Below are 19,524 nucleotides of genomic sequence, written 5' to 3' on the forward strand. Positions count from 1 at the left end.
CTCTGCATGGGCAAAGCTAATCTTGCCGCCAGCAGATGCCACTCGGTAGTGGCACCCATGAGGATAAGAAAATGGCAACGACCACCCTTGGGGTCAAACTCGACGACCCAACCCGCGAGCGCCTGAAAGCCGCCGCGACCTCCATTGATCGCACGCCGCACTGGCTGATCAAGCAGGCAATTTTCAATTACCTGGAGAAACTCGAGGGTGGTGCAACCCTGTCCGAGCTCAATGGCTTGAGCAGCAAGGACGCCGAAGACGCGGGCGAGATCCAGGCTGACCACGCCCACCAGTGCTTCCTTGAGTTCGCTGAAAGCATCCTGCCGCAATCGGTACTGCGCGCATCGATCACCGCCGCTTACCGTCGCCCGGAACCGGAAGTGGTACCGATGCTGATCGAGCAGGCACGCCTGCCGGCAGACATGGCCGAAGCCACCAACAAGCTGGCTGCCACCATTGCCGAGAAACTGCGTAACCAGAAGAGCGCCGGCGGCCGTGCCGGTATCGTCCAGGGCCTGCTGCAAGAATTCTCCCTGTCGTCCCAGGAAGGCGTGGCGCTGATGTGCCTGGCCGAAGCGCTGCTGCGCATCCCGGACAAAGGCACCCGTGACGCGCTGATCCGCGACAAGATCAGCACCGGCAACTGGCAGCCGCACCTGGGCAACAGCCCGTCGCTGTTCGTTAACGCCGCCACCTGGGGCCTGTTGCTGACCGGCAAACTGGTCGCCACCCACAACGAAGCGGGCCTGACCTCCTCCCTGAGCCGCATCATCGGCAAAAGCGGCGAGCCGATGATCCGCAAAGGCGTCGACATGGCCATGCGCCTGATGGGCGAACAGTTCGTCACCGGCGAAACCATCGCCGAAGCCCTGGCCAATGCGAGCAAGTTCGAAGCCAAGGGCTTCCGCTACTCCTACGACATGCTCGGTGAAGCCGCCCTCACCGAACACGATGCCCAGAAGTACCTGGCCTCGTATGAACAAGCCATTCACTCCATCGGCAAAGCCTCCCATGGCCGTGGGATCTATGAAGGCCCGGGCATCTCCATCAAGCTCTCCGCCCTGCACCCGCGCTACAGCCGTGCGCAGTACGAGCGCGTGATGGACGAACTGTACCCGCGCCTGCTGTCGCTGACCTTGCTGGCCAAGCAATACGACATCGGCCTGAACATCGACGCCGAAGAAGCCGACCGGCTGGAACTGTCCCTGGACCTGCTGGAGCGTCTGTGTTTCGAGCCGCAACTGACCGGCTGGAACGGTATCGGTTTTGTGATCCAGGCCTACCAGAAGCGTTGCCCGTATGTAATCGACTACGTCATCGACCTGGCCCGCCGCAGCCGCCATCGCCTGATGATCCGCCTGGTAAAAGGCGCGTACTGGGACAGCGAAATCAAACGCGCCCAGGTCGAGGGCCTGGAAGGCTACCCGGTGTACACCCGCAAGGTGTACACCGACGTTTCCTACATTGCCTGCGCACGCAAACTGCTGTCGGTGCCGGAAGCCATCTACCCGCAGTTCGCCACGCACAACGCCCACACCTTGTCGGCCATCTACCATATCGCCGGTCAGAACTATTACCCCGGCCAGTACGAGTTCCAATGCCTGCACGGCATGGGTGAACCGCTGTACGAACAAGTGGTGGGCAAGGTTTCCGAAGGCAAGCTGAACCGTCCGTGCCGTGTGTACGCGCCGGTCGGTACCCACGAAACACTGCTGGCCTACCTGGTACGCCGCCTGTTGGAAAACGGCGCCAACACCTCGTTCGTCAACCGTATCGCCGACCAATCGATCTCGATCCAGGAGCTGGTGGCCGATCCAGTGGCCAGCATCGAGCAGATGGCCACGCTGGAAGGCGGCTTCGGCTTGCCGCACCCGCGTATTCCACTGCCGCGTGACCTGTATGGCAGCGACCGCGCCAACTCGGCCGGTATCGACCTGGCCAACGAACACCGTCTGGCGTCGCTGTCCTGCGCCCTGCTGGCTACCGCGCACAACAACTGGAAAGCCGCGCCGATGCTCGGTTGCGCCTCCAGCCAGGAAGCGGCCCAACCGGTGCTGAACCCGTCCGACCTGCGGGATGTGGTCGGCCACGTACAGGAAGCTACCGTCGAAGACGTCGACAACGCGATCCAGTGCGCGATCAGCGCCGCGCCGATCTGGCAGGCCACCCCGCCCGCCGAACGCGCCGCGATTCTGGAGCGTGCCGCCGACCTGATGGAAGGCGAGATCCAGCCGCTGATGGGCCTGCTGGCCCGTGAAGCCGGCAAGACCTTCGCCAACGCCATCGCCGAAGTGCGTGAAGCCGTGGACTTCCTGCGTTACTACGCGGTGCAGGCGCGCAACGACTTCACCAACGATGCCCATCGCCCACTGGGCCCGGTGGTCTGCATCAGCCCGTGGAACTTCCCGCTCGCCATCTTCAGCGGCCAGGTGGCTGCGGCATTGGCCGCCGGTAACCCGGTACTGGCCAAGCCTGCCGAACAGACCCCGCTGGTCGCCGCCCAAGCCGTGCGCATCCTGCTCGAAGCCGGCATTCCCGAGGGCGTGCTGCAGCTGCTACCCGGCCAAGGCGAAAGCGTCGGCGCCCGCCTGGTGGGTGATGATCGCGTCAAAGGCGTGATGTTCACCGGTTCCACCGAAGTTGCTCGCTTGTTGCAACGCAATGTCGCAGGGCGCCTGGATGCCCAGGGTCGCCCGATCCCGCTGATCGCCGAAACCGGTGGCCAGAACGCGATGATCGTTGATTCGTCGGCGCTCACCGAACAGGTGGTGATCGACGTGGTGTCGTCGGCTTTCGACAGCGCCGGCCAACGTTGCTCGGCCTTGCGTGTACTGTGCCTGCAGGAAGATTCGGCAGACCGCGTCATCGAAATGCTCAAGGGCGCCATGGCTGAATGCCGTCTGGGCAACCCGGAGCGCCTGTCGGTGGATATCGGCCCAGTGATCGACGCCGAAGCCAAGGCCGGCATCGAGAAACACATCCAGGCCATGCGCGACAAAGGCCGCAACGTTTATCAGGTTGCAATTGCCGATGGCGAAGAGATAAAGCGCGGCACCTTTGTGATGCCAACCCTGATCGAGCTGGAAAGCTTCGACGAGCTGCAACGCGAGATCTTCGGCCCGGTGCTGCACGTAGTGCGCTACAAGCGTAAAGAGATCGACCAGTTGATCGGCCAGATCAATGCGTCGGGCTACGGTCTGACCCTGGGCGTGCATACCCGCATCGACGAGACCATCGCCAAGGTGATCGACAACGTCAACGCCGGTAACGTCTACGTCAACCGCAACATCGTGGGTGCCGTGGTCGGCGTGCAACCGTTCGGCGGCGAAGGCCTGTCGGGCACTGGCCCGAAAGCCGGTGGCCCGCTGTACCTGTACCGCCTGCTGTCGACTCGTCCTACCGACGCGATCGAGCAATCCTTCGTACGTGGCGACGCATTGACTGCACCGGACGTACGTCTGCGCGACGCCATGAGCCAACCGCTGACAGCCCTGAAAACCTGGGCCGACAGCCACAAGTTCAGCGAACTGAGCGCACTGTGCACGCAGTTCGCAGCGCAGTCGCAAAGCGGTATCACCCGCCAACTGGCCGGCCCGACCGGCGAGCGCAACAGCTACGCGATCCTGCCGCGTGAACACGTGCTGTGCCTGGCTGAAGTGGAAGGCGATCTGCTGACCCAACTGGCGGCAGTGCTGGCCGTCGGCGGTTCGGCGGTATGGCCGGAAACCGAGCTGACCAAGGCTCTGTTCCCACGCCTGCCGCGAGACATTCAGGCGAAGATCAAGCGCGTGGCCGACTGGACCAAGGACGACGTAGTGTTTGACGCCGTGCTGCATCACGGTGATTCCGACCAATTGCGTGCGGTGTGCCAGCAAGTGGCGCAGCGCGGTGGGGCGATTGTTGGGGTGCATGGTATGTCTCAGGGTGAGACGGCCATTGCCTTGGAGCGATTGGTGATCGAGCGGGCGTTGAGCGTCAACACCGCAGCGGCAGGCGGTAACGCCAGCCTGATGACTATCGGTTAAAACCTGTGGGAGGGGGCTTGCTCCCGATAGCGGAGTGTCAGTCAGCACATTGGACACTGACACACTGCTATCGGGAGCAAGCCCCCTCCCACATTGACTGCATTTCAATTCCCTGCCTGCGTTTTGCCCTTCCATCACCCAGATCAATCTTGCTATCCAGCCTCTATTCACGCGCTTAGACTCAGGCCAATTCCTTCAAAGGTAGTCCGCCATGTCCGAGACGCTGCTCAGTTCCCGCAATCTGGCTTTCGAGCTGTACGAAGTCCTCGATGCCGAGGGCCTGACCCAGCGTGAGCGGTTTGCCGAGCACAACCGCGAAACCTTCGACGCTGCGATCAGCACGGCGCGCAGCATCGCCGAAAAGTACTTCGCCCCCCACAACCGCAAGAACGACGAAAACGAACCGCGTTATGAGAACGGCCAAGCGATCCTGATCCCGGAAGTCAAACCCGCCGTAGACGCCTTCCTGGAGGCCGGTTTCCTCAACGCAGCCCGCAGTTTCGAAGCAGGCGGCATGCAACTGCCGACCTTGCTGTCCCAAGCCTGCTTCGCCCACTTTCAAGCGGCCAACGCCGCATCGACCTCCTACCCGTTCCTGACCATGGGCGCCGCCAATCTGATCGAAAGCTTCGGCACCGAGGAGCAGAAACAGCGCTTCCTGCAACCGATGATCGACGGGCGCTTCTTCGGCACAATGGCCCTGACCGAGCCCCACGCCGGCTCCTCGCTGTCAGATATTCGTACCCGCGCAGAACCGGCGGCTGACGGCAGTTATCGCCTCAAAGGCAACAAGATCTTCATCTCCGGTGGCGACCACTCGCTGTCGGAAAACATCGTGCATATGGTGCTGGCCAAATTGCCGGACGCACCCGCGGGCGTGAAGGGTATTTCGCTGTTTATCGTGCCCAAGTTCCTGGTCAACGATGACGGCAGCCTGGGCGAACGCAACGATGTGCTGCTGGCCGGGCTGTTTCACAAGATGGGCTGGCGCGGCACCACGTCCACGGCGCTCAACTTCGGCGATAACGGCAACTGCGTCGGCTACTTGGTGGGCAAACCGCACCAGGGCCTGAGCTGCATGTTCCAGATGATGAATGAAGCACGCATTGGCGTGGGCATGGGCGCGGTGATGCTTGGTTACGCCGGCTACCTCTACTCGCTGGACTACGCCCGCGAACGGCCCCAGGGCCGACTGCCCGACAGCAAAGACCCAGGCACCGCACCAGTGGCGATCATTCAGCACGCCGACATCAAGCGCATGTTGCTGACCCAGAAAGCCTATGTGGAAGGCGCCTTTGACCTGGGCCTTTACGCAGCCCGACTGTTTGACGACACCACCACCCTGGCAACCGACACCGAGCGCAAGCACGCCCACGAACTGCTGGACCTGCTCACCCCCATCGTCAAATCCTGGCCGTCGGAGTTTTGCCTCAAGGCCAATGAACTGGCGATCCAGATTCTCGGCGGCCACGGCTACACCCGCGAATACCCGGTGGAGCAGTACTACCGCGACAACCGCTTGAACCCGATCCATGAAGGCACCCACGGCATCCAGTCCCTGGACTTGCTTGGGCGCAAATTGGCGCAGAACGGCGGCGCCGGCTTGAAGCAATTGATTCGCCTGATTGCCGAAACCGGAGCCCGTGCGCAGAAGTACCCGTCACTTACGGCACTGCGAGAGCCGCTGGAGCAACTGGTCAATCGACTGCAAGGCGTCACCATTGGCCTGCTGACGGATCTCGCCCAGGGCAAGGTCAACAGCAGCCTGGCGAACTCGGCGCTGTACTTGAAAGTGTTCGGGCACACGGTGATTGGCTGGCGCTGGCTGGAACAGGCGATCCGCGCTGAAGAAGGGCTGGCCAAGGGTGAAGCGGCCGATGCGGCCTTCTACAAGGGCAAGCTCCAGGCCGCCCGGTACTTCCTGACTTGGGAAGTACCGAGCTGCCATCACGAACTGGCAATTCTGGGGGCACGCGACGATACGTGCCTGGGGATGCAGGATGAGTGGTACTAAGGCTGGATCGCCTTGGAAATCACCTCGACCGTGGCGCTGACTTGCTCTTGGTAACGGTCGAGTTCCTGCTGGTGAGCCTGTTGCATTTCGATCTGCTCGGCGCACAGGTTCAGCGCGGCCAGTACCAATAATTTGTCACCGATCAGGGTCGGGTACTTTTTCTTGGTAACCGCCAGGGAAGCCTTGAGCATGGTCACGGCATGCATCAGGGTCTGATCTTCGCCGGCCGGTGCCTTGATCGAGTAATCCTCTCCGAGAATCGAAACGACCTTTATCCCCTCATTCATGCGCTGACAGGCCCTGCACTCACACGCTCAACCAGGGCCTGGATGCGGGCGGCGGTGGCGCCGTGCTTTTCTTCCTGCTCCATCAGGTTCAGTTGCAGGCTGTCGTTTTCATCCTTGGCGCGAGCCAGTTCGGCCTTGAGGGATTCGTTGCTGCCCAGCAGCTCTTGATTCTGCTGTACCAGGTCGCTGACCAGTTGTTCCAATTGGCTGAGAGATGCTTCTAACATTTTGATTTCCCGGGCTTTTAAAAGGGCGGTGACGATAAAGAAAATTCACCTCGGATGCCAGGGATATCCCCGGCGTGCAGCCCGATTTATCGGGACCGGGCCGCACTTTCGAGCCTTAGTGACTGCAATTACCCGATCTGGTTCCTCCAATGCCCCCAACCCTTCGTCAGATGCGACAAAAGCGCGCAGCCCCTTAAGACTTTAGTCGCAGGGCCGATAACGCAGGCACACCTCGTCTCATGGCCGCACGGATCGCGCTTCCCCCAGGATTCCAGCATGTCTCTTCGTAATATGAATATCGCCCCGAGGGCCTTCCTCGGCTTCGCGTTTATTGGCGCCCTGATGTTGTTGCTGGGTGTGTTCGCCCTGAACCAGATGAGCAAGATTCGCGCAGCCACCGAAGACATCACCTCAGCCAGCGTTCCAAGCATTCGTGCCCTCGACGAATTCACCCAACTGACCCTGCGCCTGCGCGTGCTGTCGTATCGCTTGCTGACCAACCGCGAGCCGGATGTACAGCAAAAGACTCTGGAAGCCTTCGAGTTGCGCAATCAGCAGATTCGCACGGCCCAGGGCGTCTACGAAAAACTCATCACCAGTACCCAGGAACGCAACGCCTACGACGAATACGTGCGCCTGCTGGGCCAGTACCGCCAGATTGAAGAGCGCATGAAGAGCCTGTCGCGCGCCAATCAGGTCGACGAGCTGCGCAACTTGCTGAACACCGAGTTGCTGAGCAACTCCGAGCAAGTCAACGCCGTATTGACCCGCTTGCTGGATATCAATAACGACGACGCCAACGCCACCAACCAGCAAGCCAAAGACCAATACGACATGGCCTTCGACCTGGTGGTGGGCCTGCTGGTGGTTGCCACGGCGCTGACCGTGTTGTTCGCCTGGTTGCTGACCCGCAGCATCACCCTGCCCATCGCCCGTGCCCTTGAAGCCGCCGAAGAAGTGGCCGAAGGCAACCTCACACGCCCGATCACCGTGGACGGCAACGATGAGGCCGGGCGCCTGCTCGCCGCCATGGCCAAGATGCAAAACAAACTGCGCGACACCCTGCAACGCATCGCCGGCTCCGCCACTCAGTTGGCGTCTGCCGCCGAAGAGCTGAACGCCGTCACCGACGAAAGCGCCCGTGGCCTGACCCAGCAAAACAACGAAATCGAACAAGCCGCCACCGCCGTCAACGAGATGACCAGCGCCGTTGAAGAAGTCGCACGCAACGCCGTGAGCACTTCCGAAGCTTCGCGCAACGCCACCACCTCTGCCGGTGATGGTCGGGACCTGGTGCAGGAAACCGTCAGCGCCATCGAACGCATGAGCGCTGACGTGCAGGCCACCGCCTCCCTGATTGGCGACCTGGCCAATGAATCGCGGGATATCGGCAAAGTGCTGGACGTGATTCGCGGCCTGGCCGACCAGACCAACCTGCTGGCCCTGAACGCGGCGATTGAAGCCGCACGCGCCGGGGAAGCCGGACGTGGTTTCGCCGTAGTGGCCGACGAGGTGCGAGCGCTGGCCCATCGCACGCAACAATCCACCAGCGAGATCGAGCGCATGATCGGCAGTATCCAGACGGGTACTGAGCACGCAGTGGATTCGATGCGAAACAGCACCGAGCGGGCCGAATCGACGCTGAACATCGCCAAGGGCGCGGGCATGTCGCTGGATACCATCAACACCGCAATTGTCGAGATCAACGAGCGCAACCTGGTGATCGCCAGCGCGGCGGAAGAACAGGCCCAGGTGGCGCGGGAAGTGGACCGTAATCTGGTGAATATTCGCGACCTGTCAGTGCAATCCGCTACGGGCGCCAGCCAGACCAGCGCCGCGAGCAGCGAATTGTCGCGCCTGGCAGTGGATCTGAATGGGATGGTAGGCCGCTTCCGTCTCTAACTGACGGCACTTGAAAATGTGGGAGGGGGCTTGCTCCCGATTGCGGTATATCAGTCAACTTATCTGCGGCTGACCCACCGCTATCGGGGGCAAGCCCCCTCCCACATTTGCTTCTGCAAAAATTCAGAAAAAGCTTTTTGACAGTGCAGCAATTCAACAGGTTAGAATCGCTGGCACGCAGACTGCATGGTCAGTTTGCGCCCCGTCTTCCCTGCTCTGGAGTACTGCCTTTGAATGCGACGACCATCAACAGCCTGTTCTTGATCGGCGCGTTGCTGGTAAGTGCGAGCATTCTGGTGAGTTCCCTTTCGTCCCGCCTGGGCATCCCGATCCTGGTGATCATCCTGGCCGTGGGCATGACCGCCGGTGTCGATGGCGGCGGCATCATTTTCGATAACTACCCGACTGCCTACCTGGTGGGCAACCTCGCCCTGGCCGTGATCCTGCTCGACGGCGGCTTGCGCACACGGGTGGCGAGTTTCCGCGTGGCGCTGTGGCCGGCCTTGTCCCTGGCCACGGTGGGGGTGTTGATTACCACCGGCCTCACCGGCATGGCGGCGGCCTGGCTGTTCGACCTCAATATCATCCAGGGCTTGCTGATTGGCGCCATCGTCGGCTCCACGGACGCTGCAGCGGTGTTCTCGCTGCTGGGCGGCAAGGGCCTCAACGAACGGGTCAGCGCCAGCCTGGAAATCGAATCCGGCAGCAACGACCCGATGGCGGTGTTCCTCACTGTCACCCTGATCGACATGCTCGCCAGCGGCCAGACCGGCCTGCACTGGAGCCTGTTGACTCATCTGATTCGCGAATTCGGCATCGGTGGCCTGGTGGGCCTGGGCGGCGGCTGGCTGATGCTGCAGCTGGTCAACCGCATCAACCTGGCCAACGGCCTGTACCCGATTCTGGTAATCGCCGGCGGCCTGTTCGTTTTCGCCCTGACCAACGCCCTGCACGGCAGCGGCTTCCTGGCCGTGTACCTGTGCGGCCTGGTGATTGGCAACCGCCCGGTGCGCAGCCGCCATGGCATTTTGCATATGCTCGATGGCATGGCCTGGCTGGCGCAGATCGGCATGTTCCTGGTGCTGGGCCTGTTGGTCACGCCTCATGACCTGCTGCCCATCGCCCTGCCTGCACTGGGCCTGGCGCTGTGGATGATCCTGTTTGCGCGGCCTCTTTCGGTAATGGTCGGCCTGCTGCCGTTCAAGGCCTTCCACGGTCGCGAAAAGGCCTTTATCGCCTGGGTCGGCCTGCGCGGCGCGGTGCCGATCATCCTCGCGGTGTTCCCGCTGATGGCCGGCCTGCCCCATGCGCAGCTGTACTTCAACCTGGCGTTCTTTATCGTGCTGGTGTCGCTGCTGGTGCAGGGCACAAGTCTGCCGTGGGTGGCCAAGTTGCTCAAGGTCACCGTACCACCGGACCCGGCACCGATTTCCCGCGCAGCCCTGGAAGTACACGTCACCAGCGAGTGGGAGCTGTTCGTCTACCGCCTGGGCGCGGAAAAATGGTGCATCGGCGCGGCCCTGCGCGAGCTGAAAATGCCCGAAGGCACGCGCATCGCTGCACTGTTTCGCGGTCAGCAACTGCTCCATCCGTCGGGTAGTACCGTGCTGGAAGTCGATGATTTGCTCTGTGTGATCGGCCATGAACACAACCTGCCGGCCCTGGGCAAACTGTTCAGCCAGGCACCGCAACGGGGCCTCGATTTGCGCTTCTTCGGCGACTTCGTGCTCGAAGGCGACGCCCAGCTGGGCGCGGTTTCGGCCTTGTACGGGCTCAAGCTCGAGGGTATCGACCCGGACATGCCGCTGAGTCGCTTCATCACCCAGAAGGTCGGCGGTGCACCGGTGGTGGGCGACCAGGTGGAATGGAACAACACCATCTGGACTGTCGCGGTCATGGACGGGAACAAGATTGGCAAAGTCGGCGTCAGATTCCCCGAAGGAAGTCGCCCGGGCCCCGGACTCTTCCTCTAAACTGCGGGGCAACAACGCCCCGATTCTTCACCTTGCAAGACCGGTCTCTATGCCAACCCTGCGCACTTTTATCGCCACTGCCCTGCTGGGCCTGACCCTTTGCGTCGGCGCCGTTCACGCTGCCGACCCGCCCAGCGCCGACGCCATCCAGCAAACCCTGGATAAACTGCCCGACCGCAAGCTGCCCGACGCTGACATGAAGGCGTTGCAGGGCATCCTGCAGCAGACCCTGACGTACCTGGCGAACCAGCAGGATTACGAGCAGCGCCTGGCCGATCTCAAGCGTCAGCTGGAAGAGGCCCCACGCCAGACCGCCGACAACCAGCGCGAGCTGGCCCGGCTCAAGGCCACCAAAATCATCCCGGTCGCCCAACGCTACGCCTCGCTGCCCGTGCCGCAGCTTGAGCAATTGCTGGTGCAACGCAGCACCCAGCAAGGCGACCTGCAAAAAGAGCTGGCCGACGCCAACAGCTTGACCATCGCCGCCCAGACCCGCCCCGAGCGCGCCCAAACCGAAATCAGCAGCAGCCAGACGCGCATCCAGCAGATCAACGCCACGCTCAAGCTGGGCAAAGACAACGGCAAAGCCCTCAGCGGCGACCAGCGCAACCAGTTGAACGCTGAACTGGCGGCCCTGAATGCGCTGATCCCCCTGCGCCGCCAGGAGTTGGCCGGCAACAGCCAGTTGCAAGACCTGGGCAACAGCCAGCACGACCTGATCCAGGAAAAAACCGCGCGCCTGGAGCAGGAAATCCAGGACCTGCAAACCCTGATCAACCAGAAACGCCTGGCCCAGTCCCAGCAGACGGTGACCCAACAGTCCATCGAAGCCCAGAAAGCCGGGGGCAGCAGCATCCTTGCCAAGGAAAGCGCCGACAACCTGAAGCTCTCCGACTACCTGCTCAAGAGCACTGACCGCCTCAATGACCTGACCCAGAAGAACCTGCAGACCAAGCAGCAACTGGACACGGTCAACCAGAGCGATTCGGCCCTGGACGAGCAGATCAACGTGCTCAAGGGCAGCCTGCTGCTTTCCAAGATTCTGTATAAGCAAAAACAGGCCCTGCCGCGCCTTACCGTCGACCGCGACCTGGCCGACGATATCGCCAACATTCGCCTGTACCAGTTCGAGGTCAACCAGCAGCGTGAGCTGATCAGTTCCCCCAGCGCCTATGTGGATAACCTGCTGGCCAACCAGCCACCGGACGAAGTCACGCCGCAACTGCGTCGCACCTTGCTGGAACTGGCGATCACCCGCAGCGACCTGCTGGAGCGCCTGAGCCGCGAGCTGAGTGCGCTACTGAACGAATCGATCACCCTGCAACTGAACCAGAAGCAACTGCTGAGCACCGCCACTACACTGCGCGCGACGCTTGATGAGCAGATGTTCTGGATCCCGAGCAACAAGCCGCTGGACACCGAATGGCTGGAAACCGTGCCGGCGCACCTGAGTAAGCAAGTCGCCACCCTGCCCTGGGCGTCCAGTGTCAGCGAACTGTATGACGGCCTGACCCAGCGCCCGTTGCTGTTCCTGCCGCTGCTGCTGTTGCTCGGCGCGCTGTTGTGGCGGCGCAAGGCGTTGTACCAGCGCCTGAACAAGGTCCACCTGGACATCGGTCACTTCAAGCGCGACAGCCAGTGGCATACGCCGCAGGCGATCCTGATCAATATCCTGCTGGCAATGCCGGTGTCACTGGGCCTGGCGCTGTGCGGCTATGCATTGCAGATCGACGCCCGCGGGCAAAACGCCAACCTGGGCTCGGCCCTGCTGCAGATCGCCCAGGCGTGGCTGGTGTTCTACACCGCCTACCGCATCCTTGCGCCGGGCGGCGTGGCCGAACTGCACTTTCGCTGGGAGAAACCTCAGGTCCAGTTCCTCCAGGGCTGGATACGCAAGCTCGGGCTGGTGGTACTGGCCCTGGTGGCGGTGGTGGCGATTGCCGAACACCAACCGGCGGCACTGGCCGAAGACGTGCTGGGCATTGCCGTGGTGCTCACCTGCTATGGCTTGATGGCGTGGCTGCTGAGTCGCCTGCTGCTCAACAGCCCCACCCATGAAAAGGCCTCGCTGTTTCGCAAGGCCATCGGGCTGGTGTTCACCGCCCTGCCGATCGCGCTGTTCATCGCCGTGTGCTTTGGCTACTACTACACCGCCCTGAAACTCAGCGACCGGCTGATCAACACCCTGTACCTGCTGATGTTCTGGCTGGTGATCGAAGCCACCTTCGTGCGCGGCCTCGGCGTGGCCGCCCGGCGCCTGGCCTATGCCCGCGCCCTGGCCAAACGCCAGGCCGCCAAGGAAGCCGGTGATGGCGAAACGGTGATCGAGGAGCCGACCCTGGACATCGAACAGGTCAACGAACAGTCCATGCGCCTGATCCGCCTGGCTTTACTAGGCGGCTTTATCGCGGCGCTGTACTGGGTGTGGTCGGACCTGATCTCGGTGTTTTCGTACCTGGATAACGTCACCCTGTACGAATACACCAGCGGTACGGGTACCAATATCAGCATGGTGCCCATCAGTATCGGCGACCTGCTCGGCGCGTCGATCATCATCGGCATCACCTTCGCCCTGGCGCGCAACCTGCCCGGCCTGCTGGAAGTGCTGGTGCTGTCCAAGCTGGACCTGGCCCAGGGCAGCGCCTATGCCACCACCACCTTGCTGTCCTACATCATTGCCGGCGTAGGGTTTGTCACCACCCTGTCCACCCTCGGCGTGAGCTGGGACAAGCTGCAATGGCTGGTTGCGGCGCTGTCGGTGGGCCTGGGCTTCGGTATGCAGGAGATCTTCGCCAACTTCATCTCCGGCATCATGATCCTGTTCGAACGCCCGGTGCGCATTGGCGATACCATCACCATCGGCAACCTATCGGGCACAGTGAGCAAAATCCGCATTCGCGCCACCACCATCACCGACTTCGACAACAAGGACATCATTGTCCCGAACAAGACTTTCATTACCGGGCAACTGATCAACTGGTCGCTGACCGACACCATCACTCGCGTCACCTTGAAACTCGGCGTGGACTACGGCTCCGATCTGGATCTGGTGAAGGAATTGTTACTCAAAGCCGCACGGGAAAACCCGCGGGTACTGAAAGAACCCGAACCCCACGTGTACTTCCTCAACTTCGGCGAAAGCACCCTGGACCACGAGCTGCGCATGCATGTGCGCGACCTCGGCGACCGCAACCCGGTGCTGGATGAGGTCAACCGCTTTATCAACCGTGAGTTCAAGAAACAGCACATCAACATCTCGTTCAGGCAGATGGAGATCTACCTGAAAAACCTCCACGGCCAGGAATACAAACTGGTGCCGGCCGAGGATGAGCGCAAGACCATCGTCGAGCCCGTCGACAAGCCCGACGCACCAGAGCCACCCGCCGGCAAAGTGGTGGATGCGCCGGAGCCGCCACCGAGCAAACTCGACTAAACGCCCTGTCCCCAGCAGAATGCTCGGACATTCTGCTGGAGATGGCCGGTGAAAGCCCTCGACGAACTGACCTTCGACAACCGCTTCGCACGCCTGGGCGATGCGTTCTCAACCCACGTTCTGCCCGAGCCTCTGGACGAGCCGCGCCTGGTCGTGGCAAGCAAGGCCGCCATGGCGCTGCTCGACCTCGACCCGGCCGTGGCTAAAACGCCCGTGTTTGCCGAACTGTTTGGCGGCCACAAGCTGTGGGCCGAAGCCGAACCAAGGGCGATGGTCTATTCGGGGCATCAGTTTGGCGGCTACACCCCGCAATTGGGCGACGGCCGCGGGTTGTTGCTGGGCGAGGTCTACAACGACGCCGGCGAGCATTGGGATTTGCACCTCAAGGGCGCGGGGATGACGCCTTACTCGCGCATGGGCGACGGGCGTGCGGTGTTGCGCTCTTCGATCCGCGAATTCCTCGCCTCCGAAGCGCTACACGCGCTGGGCATCCCCAGCAGCCGCGCGCTATGCGTGATCGGCTCCAGCACCCCGGTCTGGCGTGAGAAACAGGAACGTGGCGCCATGGTGTTGCGCCTGGCCCATAGCCATATCCGCTTCGGGCATTTCGAATACTTCTACTACACCAAGAAGCCCGAACAGCAGGCCGAGCTGGCCGAACACGTGTTGAATCTGCATTACCCCGAGTGCCGCGAGCAGCCTGAGCCGTACCTGGCGATGTTCCGCGAAATCGTCGAGCGCAATGCCGAAATGATCGCCAAATGGCAGGCCTATGGCTTTTGCCACGGGGTGATGAACACCGACAACATGTCGATTCTGGGCATCACCTTCGACTTCGGGCCGTTTGCGTTTCTCGATGATTTTGACGCGCACTTCATCTGCAACCATTCCGACCATGAAGGGCGCTACTCCTTCAGCAACCAGGTGCCTATCGGGCAGTGGAACCTCAGCGCCTTGGCCCAGGCGCTTACGCCGTTCATCAGCGTTGATGCCTTGAAGGAGGCACTTGGCCTGTACCTGCCGTTCTACCAGGCCCACTACCTGGACCTGATGCGCCGCCGGCTGGGGCTCACAAGCGCTGAAGAGGATGACCAGAAACTGGTGGAAGACTTGCTCAAGCTGATGCAGAACAGCGGCGTGGACTACACACTGTTCTTCCGACGCCTGGGCGATGAATCCGCGGCGCTGGCCGTGACGCGGCTACGTGACGACTTTGTCGACCTGGCCGGGTTTGATGCCTGGGCCGAGCGCTACAAGGCCCGCGTTGCGCGGGACGGGGATTACACCCTGGAACAGCGCCGTGAGCGGATGCATGCGGTGAACCCGCTCTACATCCTGCGTAACTACCTGGCCCAAAACGCCATCGCCGCCGCCGAATCAGGCGACTACAGCGAAGTGCGACGGCTGCATGAAGTGCTAACCAGGCCGTTTGAAGAGCAAGCGGGGATGGAGCAGTACGCGCAACGGCCGCCGGATTGGGGTAAGCATTTGGAGATTAGTTGTTCGTCGTAAGTCCTGAAACCCTTAGCCACCCCCAAGGAGCCCCCGATGTCCGAATCTCTTGTCATCCCCTGCCCACATTGCAACGGCCTCAACCGCATCCCCGGCGAACGCCTGGGTGATGCGCCCAAGTGCGGGCGTTGCAAGCAGTCGGTGTTGCTGAGCAAACCCTTTGATTTGAAACAGGGCGACTATGCCAGCCAGATCAAGGGCGACCTGCCGCTCCTGGTCGATGTGTGGGCCGAATGGTGCGGGCCGTGCAAGTCGTTTGCGCCGGTATTCGAGCAGGCCGCCGGGCAGCTTGAAGGCAAGTGCCGGCTGGCGAAGCTGGACAGTGAGGCTAATCAGCAGCTGTCGGCGCAGTTGGGGATTCGTTCTATTCCCAGTTTGATTCTGTTCAAGAACGGTCGCGAAGTGGCGCGCCAGAGCGGAGCGTTTCCGTTGCCGCAGCTGATGAGCTGGTTGCGTAGCCAGGGGGTGTAACCACCCCTTCAGAACACCGCTGGACAGTGTGGGAGGGGGCTTGCTCCCGATAGCAGTAAGCCAGTCAACTTATCAGGGGACTAACACACCGCCATCGGGAGCAAGCCCCCTCCCACATTTTGACCGCATTTCAGCCTTGAGGGAGTGGGGCTTCGCGGTCCATCATCTGGCCGACCAGCATGACGCCCAGTTCGCTTAATTGGTGAATCGCCAGAGCCACATCGCGATGTTCGCCTGTGAGGTCGTTGGACAAGTTGAGTAATAGCGTGCGCACGGAGGAGAAGATTTCGTAGCTGTTGAGCACGAGGGCTTCGGTGGGGAGGTTGGGTGAAACATTGAAAAGACGGATAGACATGCATTTGTTCCCTGATAGGGCCACTACCGTTTCGCTACTAAACGAAGGGTGGCAGCTGTACGCAGGTTAGTAGACCGGGGAACAAAGCAAAGACCGGCGCACCCGAAGGTGCCCTGCGCACAGCCACCATCAGATAGGCGATAACGCCATGCTTTTGGAGCAGGTGCACATGCTTTGGTCGGTCGGGCTACTAAACCCGATCACTGAACATTCAGCGACCGGCAAACCTTAGAGACGCCCATCCAGACGCACAAGCCGGCGGATTCTGGCGTAGCTGTAGGCAAGGTTACAAGGCACAAGCCCAATTGCCAGACCCTTCCTACAGACCCTGTGGGACAAATCCAACCCACCTGCCGAAATGCAATCCAAACTGTGGGAGCTGGCTTGCCTGCGATGCAGGCGACTCGGTCTGCCTGGTACACCGAGGTGATGCCATCGCAGGCAAGCCAGCTCCCACAGTGTTCTGCGCTGCCTGTGGGGTCAGGCGTTTTCCAGCAGGTTATGCAACTCCACAAACTGCTGAGTCAGCTTGTGCCGTGGGTCGAGGTGGATCAGCGGCTTGCTCTCCTGGTGCGACTCGCGCATTCGCACCGAGCTGGCCAGGTACACCGGCAGCACCGGCAGCCCTTCGGCAATCAGTTCATCCAGAATCTGCTGCGGCAGGCTGGCCCGGGCCTGAAACTGGTTGACCACGATACCTTCCACTTCCAGGCCTTCATTATGGTCTTCCTTCAGTTCTTCGATTTCCGCCAGCAGGCCATACAGGGCCTGGCGCGAAAAGCTGTCGCAATCGAAGGGGATCAGCACACGATCAGCCGCAATCAGCGCAGAAACCGCATAGAAGTTCAACGCGGGTGGAGTATCGAGGTAAATCCGGTCGTAATCCTCGCTCAACTCATCCAGCAGCTTTCGCAGCTTGTTGATCTTGTGCTTGGCTTCGAGCTTGGGCTGCAGGTCTGCCAGCTCGGCGGTGGCGGTGATGACGTGCAGGTTGTCGAACGGCGTTTCGTAGATATCCACCTTGTTCTTCTTCGAAAACGGCCCGGAAGACAGGGTTTGCTTGAAAAAGTCGGCGATTCCCATGGGAATATCGTCGCCGGTCAAGCCGGTGAGGTACTGGGTCGAGTTGGCTTGCGCATCGAGGTCCACCAACAGGGTCCGATAACCTTCGCTGGCGCTGACCGCCGCCAGGTTGCAGGCGATGCTGGACTTGCCCACGCCGCCTTTTTGATTGAACACCACGCGCCGCATGGAAAAACCTCCGTGTATCAATGAATGACCGAGTGTAGAGCGCAAAAGCGCCAGTTAGCTACCTCGTTCATCCATACGCTGTGCCTGGCTCACAAATGAATGGGAAATCTCCGACGACCCAGCCTGGCCTGTGATCGCCGACAATCTGTAAATTCTTCCAACTTATTTGTGATCGATAGTGAACAAATTTTCACCACTATTTGCTAGAACCCCGCGGCACCGGGATAATGCGCGCCATTCGGCTATTGCTCTCTGTCCCGGAATCCGGGGCCATTGGCCGCACATGGAAGCCCGCAGGGGCGGGATAACTTCTCAGTGATCAACTTCAACATCGCCCAATGGCGCGCCTGGGCTCCTGGCCTTGAGAGTGCGCACGACTGGCACGCCTGGTGCCGGGACCCGGTGTTGCTGCCCGTCAGCGAAGCCTGCCCGGATGTGTCATTTCTGCCAGCTATGCAGCGCCGCCGCTTGAGCCGGCTGGCGCGCATGGCGTTCAGCGTCGGCTGGCCGCTGGCCGAGGGCCTTGCAGAGCTGCCGCTGGTGTTCATTTCCCGCCACGGCGAAACCCCGCGCACCCTGGATATCCTCAGTGATCTGGCCAACGAGCAGCCGCTGTCGCCCACCCAGTTCAGCCTGTCGGTGCACAACGCGGTGATCGGCCTGTGGTCGATCCTGCGCAATGAAACCGCCGAGATGACTGCCCTCGCCGCCGTTGGCGATGGCCTGGAGCACGGCCTCCTCGAAGCCGCCGCACTGCTCAACGAAGGCGCCCCGGCGGTGCTGCTGGTGATCACTGAAGAACAGCCGCCCGAAGCCTACGCCGGCTGGATCCATGACGTACCGTTCCCCTATGCCCTCGGCCTGTTGCTCACACCGGGCGACGAGTGGCAGCTGGAACTTACCACCGGCACTGTCCAACCCTCCACCATCGCCCAGTGGCCCCACGCCCTGAACCTGCTGCGCACCCTGCTGACCGAACAGGGCGCCTGCCAACATGCCTGGAAGAACCGAGTATGGAACTGGCAACGCAAGCCCTGACCGACAAGCCTCGGGACGCCTATTACTGGCGCCTGTTCGCTACCGCCGCGAGCTTTTTCCTGTTCGGCGTGGGCGGGTTGTGCCTGCGTTTGCTGGTGTTTCCATTGCTCAGTTGCTTGCCGGGCAGTGCCGAACAGCACCAGCGCCGTGCACGTCACACCATCAGCCGGCTGTTCTGGTTCTTTGTGCGGTTGATGCAGCGTGTCGGCGTGCTGACCTACAGCGTGGAAGGCGCCGAGAAGCTCGGGCGCCCAGGGCAGATGATCGTTGCCAACCACCCGTCGCTGATCGATGTGGTGTTCCTGATCGGCCTGATGCGCCAGACCAACTGCGTGGTCAAGCAGAGCCTGTTCCAGAACCCCTTCACCCGCGGGCCGGTGCGTGATGCCGGCTACATCAGCAACGACGGCAGCGCCGATATGCTCGATGCGGCTGCCGATGCCCTGCGCGCCGGCCAGACCCTGATCATCTTTCCCGAAGGCACACGCACCACACCCGGCGCGGCCCCCGCCTTTCATCGCGGCGGCGCGGCCATTGCCCTGCGGGGTGCGACAATCATCACCCCGGTGGTGATCAAGGTCAGCCCCACCACCCTGACCAAGGCCGAACCCTGGTATCGCATCCCCAAACGTCGATTTCACTTCAGTTTGCGCGTGGGGGCCGATATAGAGCCACAAGCGTTTGCCGCGCTCGGCGCCGCGCCCCAGGCTTCACGCAAGCTCAACGATTACCTGCATCACTATTTCATTAAGGAGCTCGCCGAAGATGAGCGACCAAAAAAGCCTTGAGCACGAGATAAAAGAGCTGATCATCGAGGCCCTGGGCCTGGAAGACATCAGCGCCGACGACATTGGCAGCGAACAGACTCTGTTTGGCGAAGGCCTGGGCCTGGACTCGGTCGATGCCCTGGAATTGGGCCTGGCGATCCAGAAAACCTACGGCATCAAGATCGATGCCGACGCCAAGGACACCCGCAATCATTTCACCAACGTGGCCAGCCTTGCGGCGTTCGTCACGGCCCGACAGGCAGCTTGAG

General features: G+C 61.5%; 14 protein-coding genes. 10 read left to right on the forward strand and 4 right to left on the reverse strand.

Translation table 11 applies throughout. From position 1 onward, the window contains the following. Positions 1 to 71 precede the first annotated feature (71 nt). Together putA and E4O97_RS20275 are read left to right on the forward strand one after the other, a co-directional pair. Complete coding sequence (putA, locus tag E4O97_RS20270; protein ID WP_103733923.1) at positions 72 to 4,025, forward strand: trifunctional transcriptional regulator/proline dehydrogenase/L-glutamate gamma-semialdehyde dehydrogenase; 3,954 nt, start codon at positions 72 to 74, stop codon at positions 4,023 to 4,025. A gap of 211 nt (positions 4,026 to 4,236) precedes the next feature. Continuing rightward, complete coding sequence (locus E4O97_RS20275; protein ID WP_078820114.1) at positions 4,237 to 6,039, forward strand: acyl-CoA dehydrogenase; 1,803 nt, start codon at positions 4,237 to 4,239, stop codon at positions 6,037 to 6,039. On the opposite strand, the gene E4O97_RS20280 is transcribed toward E4O97_RS20275, so the two are convergent. Beyond that, entirely contained in the window at positions 6,036 to 6,326 is a 291-nt protein-coding gene (locus E4O97_RS20280; protein WP_005784113.1) for a cell division protein ZapA, read from the reverse strand. The two genes, E4O97_RS20275 and E4O97_RS20280, sit on opposite strands and share 4 nt — an antisense overlap. Continuing rightward, positions 6,323 to 6,553: a hypothetical protein gene (locus E4O97_RS20285; protein ID WP_003187970.1), complete on the reverse strand. Its 231-nt coding sequence runs from the start codon at positions 6,551 to 6,553 to the stop codon at positions 6,323 to 6,325. Before E4O97_RS20285 ends, E4O97_RS20280 begins: the two co-directional genes overlap by 4 nt. 276 nt (positions 6,554 to 6,829) lie before the next feature. On the opposite strand from E4O97_RS20285, the gene E4O97_RS20290 reads away from it, so the two are divergent. The 5 genes from E4O97_RS20290 (at position 6,830) to trxC (ending at position 15,844) form a co-directional block, all read left to right on the forward strand. Next, complete coding sequence (locus E4O97_RS20290) at positions 6,830 to 8,455, forward strand: methyl-accepting chemotaxis protein (RefSeq protein ID WP_248162047.1); 1,626 nt, start codon at positions 6,830 to 6,832, stop codon at positions 8,453 to 8,455. A gap of 230 nt (positions 8,456 to 8,685) precedes the next feature. Next, on the forward strand, positions 8,686 to 10,428 hold the full coding sequence (locus tag E4O97_RS20295) for a potassium/proton antiporter (RefSeq protein WP_005784108.1): 1,743 nt from the start codon (positions 8,686 to 8,688) through the stop codon (positions 10,426 to 10,428). Between the two features lie 49 nt (positions 10,429 to 10,477). Continuing rightward, a complete protein-coding gene (gene mscK, locus E4O97_RS20300; RefSeq protein WP_103733925.1) occupies positions 10,478 to 13,861 on the forward strand; it encodes a mechanosensitive channel MscK in 3,384 nt (1,127 codons plus the stop codon). A gap of 48 nt (positions 13,862 to 13,909) precedes the next feature. Next, complete coding sequence (gene selO, locus E4O97_RS20305) at positions 13,910 to 15,373, forward strand: protein adenylyltransferase SelO (protein ID WP_248162048.1); 1,464 nt, start codon at positions 13,910 to 13,912, stop codon at positions 15,371 to 15,373. A 36-nt stretch (positions 15,374 to 15,409) separates the two neighbouring features. Next, positions 15,410 to 15,844: a thioredoxin TrxC gene (gene trxC / locus E4O97_RS20310; protein ID WP_032878279.1), complete on the forward strand. Its 435-nt coding sequence runs from the start codon at positions 15,410 to 15,412 to the stop codon at positions 15,842 to 15,844. A gap of 130 nt (positions 15,845 to 15,974) precedes the next feature. On the opposite strand, the gene E4O97_RS20315 is transcribed toward trxC, so the two are convergent. Both E4O97_RS20315 and E4O97_RS20320 read right to left on the reverse strand, forming a co-directional pair. Next, complete coding sequence (locus tag E4O97_RS20315; RefSeq protein WP_216090636.1) at positions 15,975 to 16,199, reverse strand: DUF6124 family protein; 225 nt, start codon at positions 16,197 to 16,199, stop codon at positions 15,975 to 15,977. Positions 16,200 to 16,679: 480 nt separating this feature from the next. Further along, entirely contained in the window at positions 16,680 to 17,450 is a 771-nt protein-coding gene (locus E4O97_RS20320) for a ParA family protein (RefSeq protein WP_057023481.1), read from the reverse strand. A 315-nt stretch (positions 17,451 to 17,765) separates the two neighbouring features. Here E4O97_RS20320 and E4O97_RS20325 point away from each other — a divergent pair, with 315 nt between their 5' ends. Genes E4O97_RS20325 through E4O97_RS20335 form a run of 3 tightly spaced genes read left to right on the forward strand, consistent with a single transcriptional unit; the run spans position 17,766 to position 19,523 of the window. After that, a complete protein-coding gene (locus tag E4O97_RS20325; RefSeq protein ID WP_078820110.1) occupies positions 17,766 to 18,488 on the forward strand; it encodes a beta-ketoacyl synthase chain length factor in 723 nt (240 codons plus the stop codon). After that, on the forward strand, positions 18,464 to 19,276 hold the full coding sequence (locus tag E4O97_RS20330; RefSeq protein ID WP_078820109.1) for a lysophospholipid acyltransferase family protein: 813 nt from the start codon (positions 18,464 to 18,466) through the stop codon (positions 19,274 to 19,276). Before E4O97_RS20325 ends, E4O97_RS20330 begins: the two co-directional genes overlap by 25 nt. Further along, a complete protein-coding gene (locus E4O97_RS20335; RefSeq protein WP_005784090.1) occupies positions 19,254 to 19,523 on the forward strand; it encodes a phosphopantetheine-binding protein in 270 nt (89 codons plus the stop codon). The genes E4O97_RS20330 and E4O97_RS20335 overlap by 23 nt, the downstream gene beginning before the upstream one ends. Position 19,524 lies beyond the last annotated feature (1 nt).

It is taken from the genome of Pseudomonas sp. W15Feb34, assembly GCF_023127765.1.
Lineage (GTDB): Bacteria > Pseudomonadota > Gammaproteobacteria > Pseudomonadales > Pseudomonadaceae > Aquipseudomonas > Aquipseudomonas synxantha_A.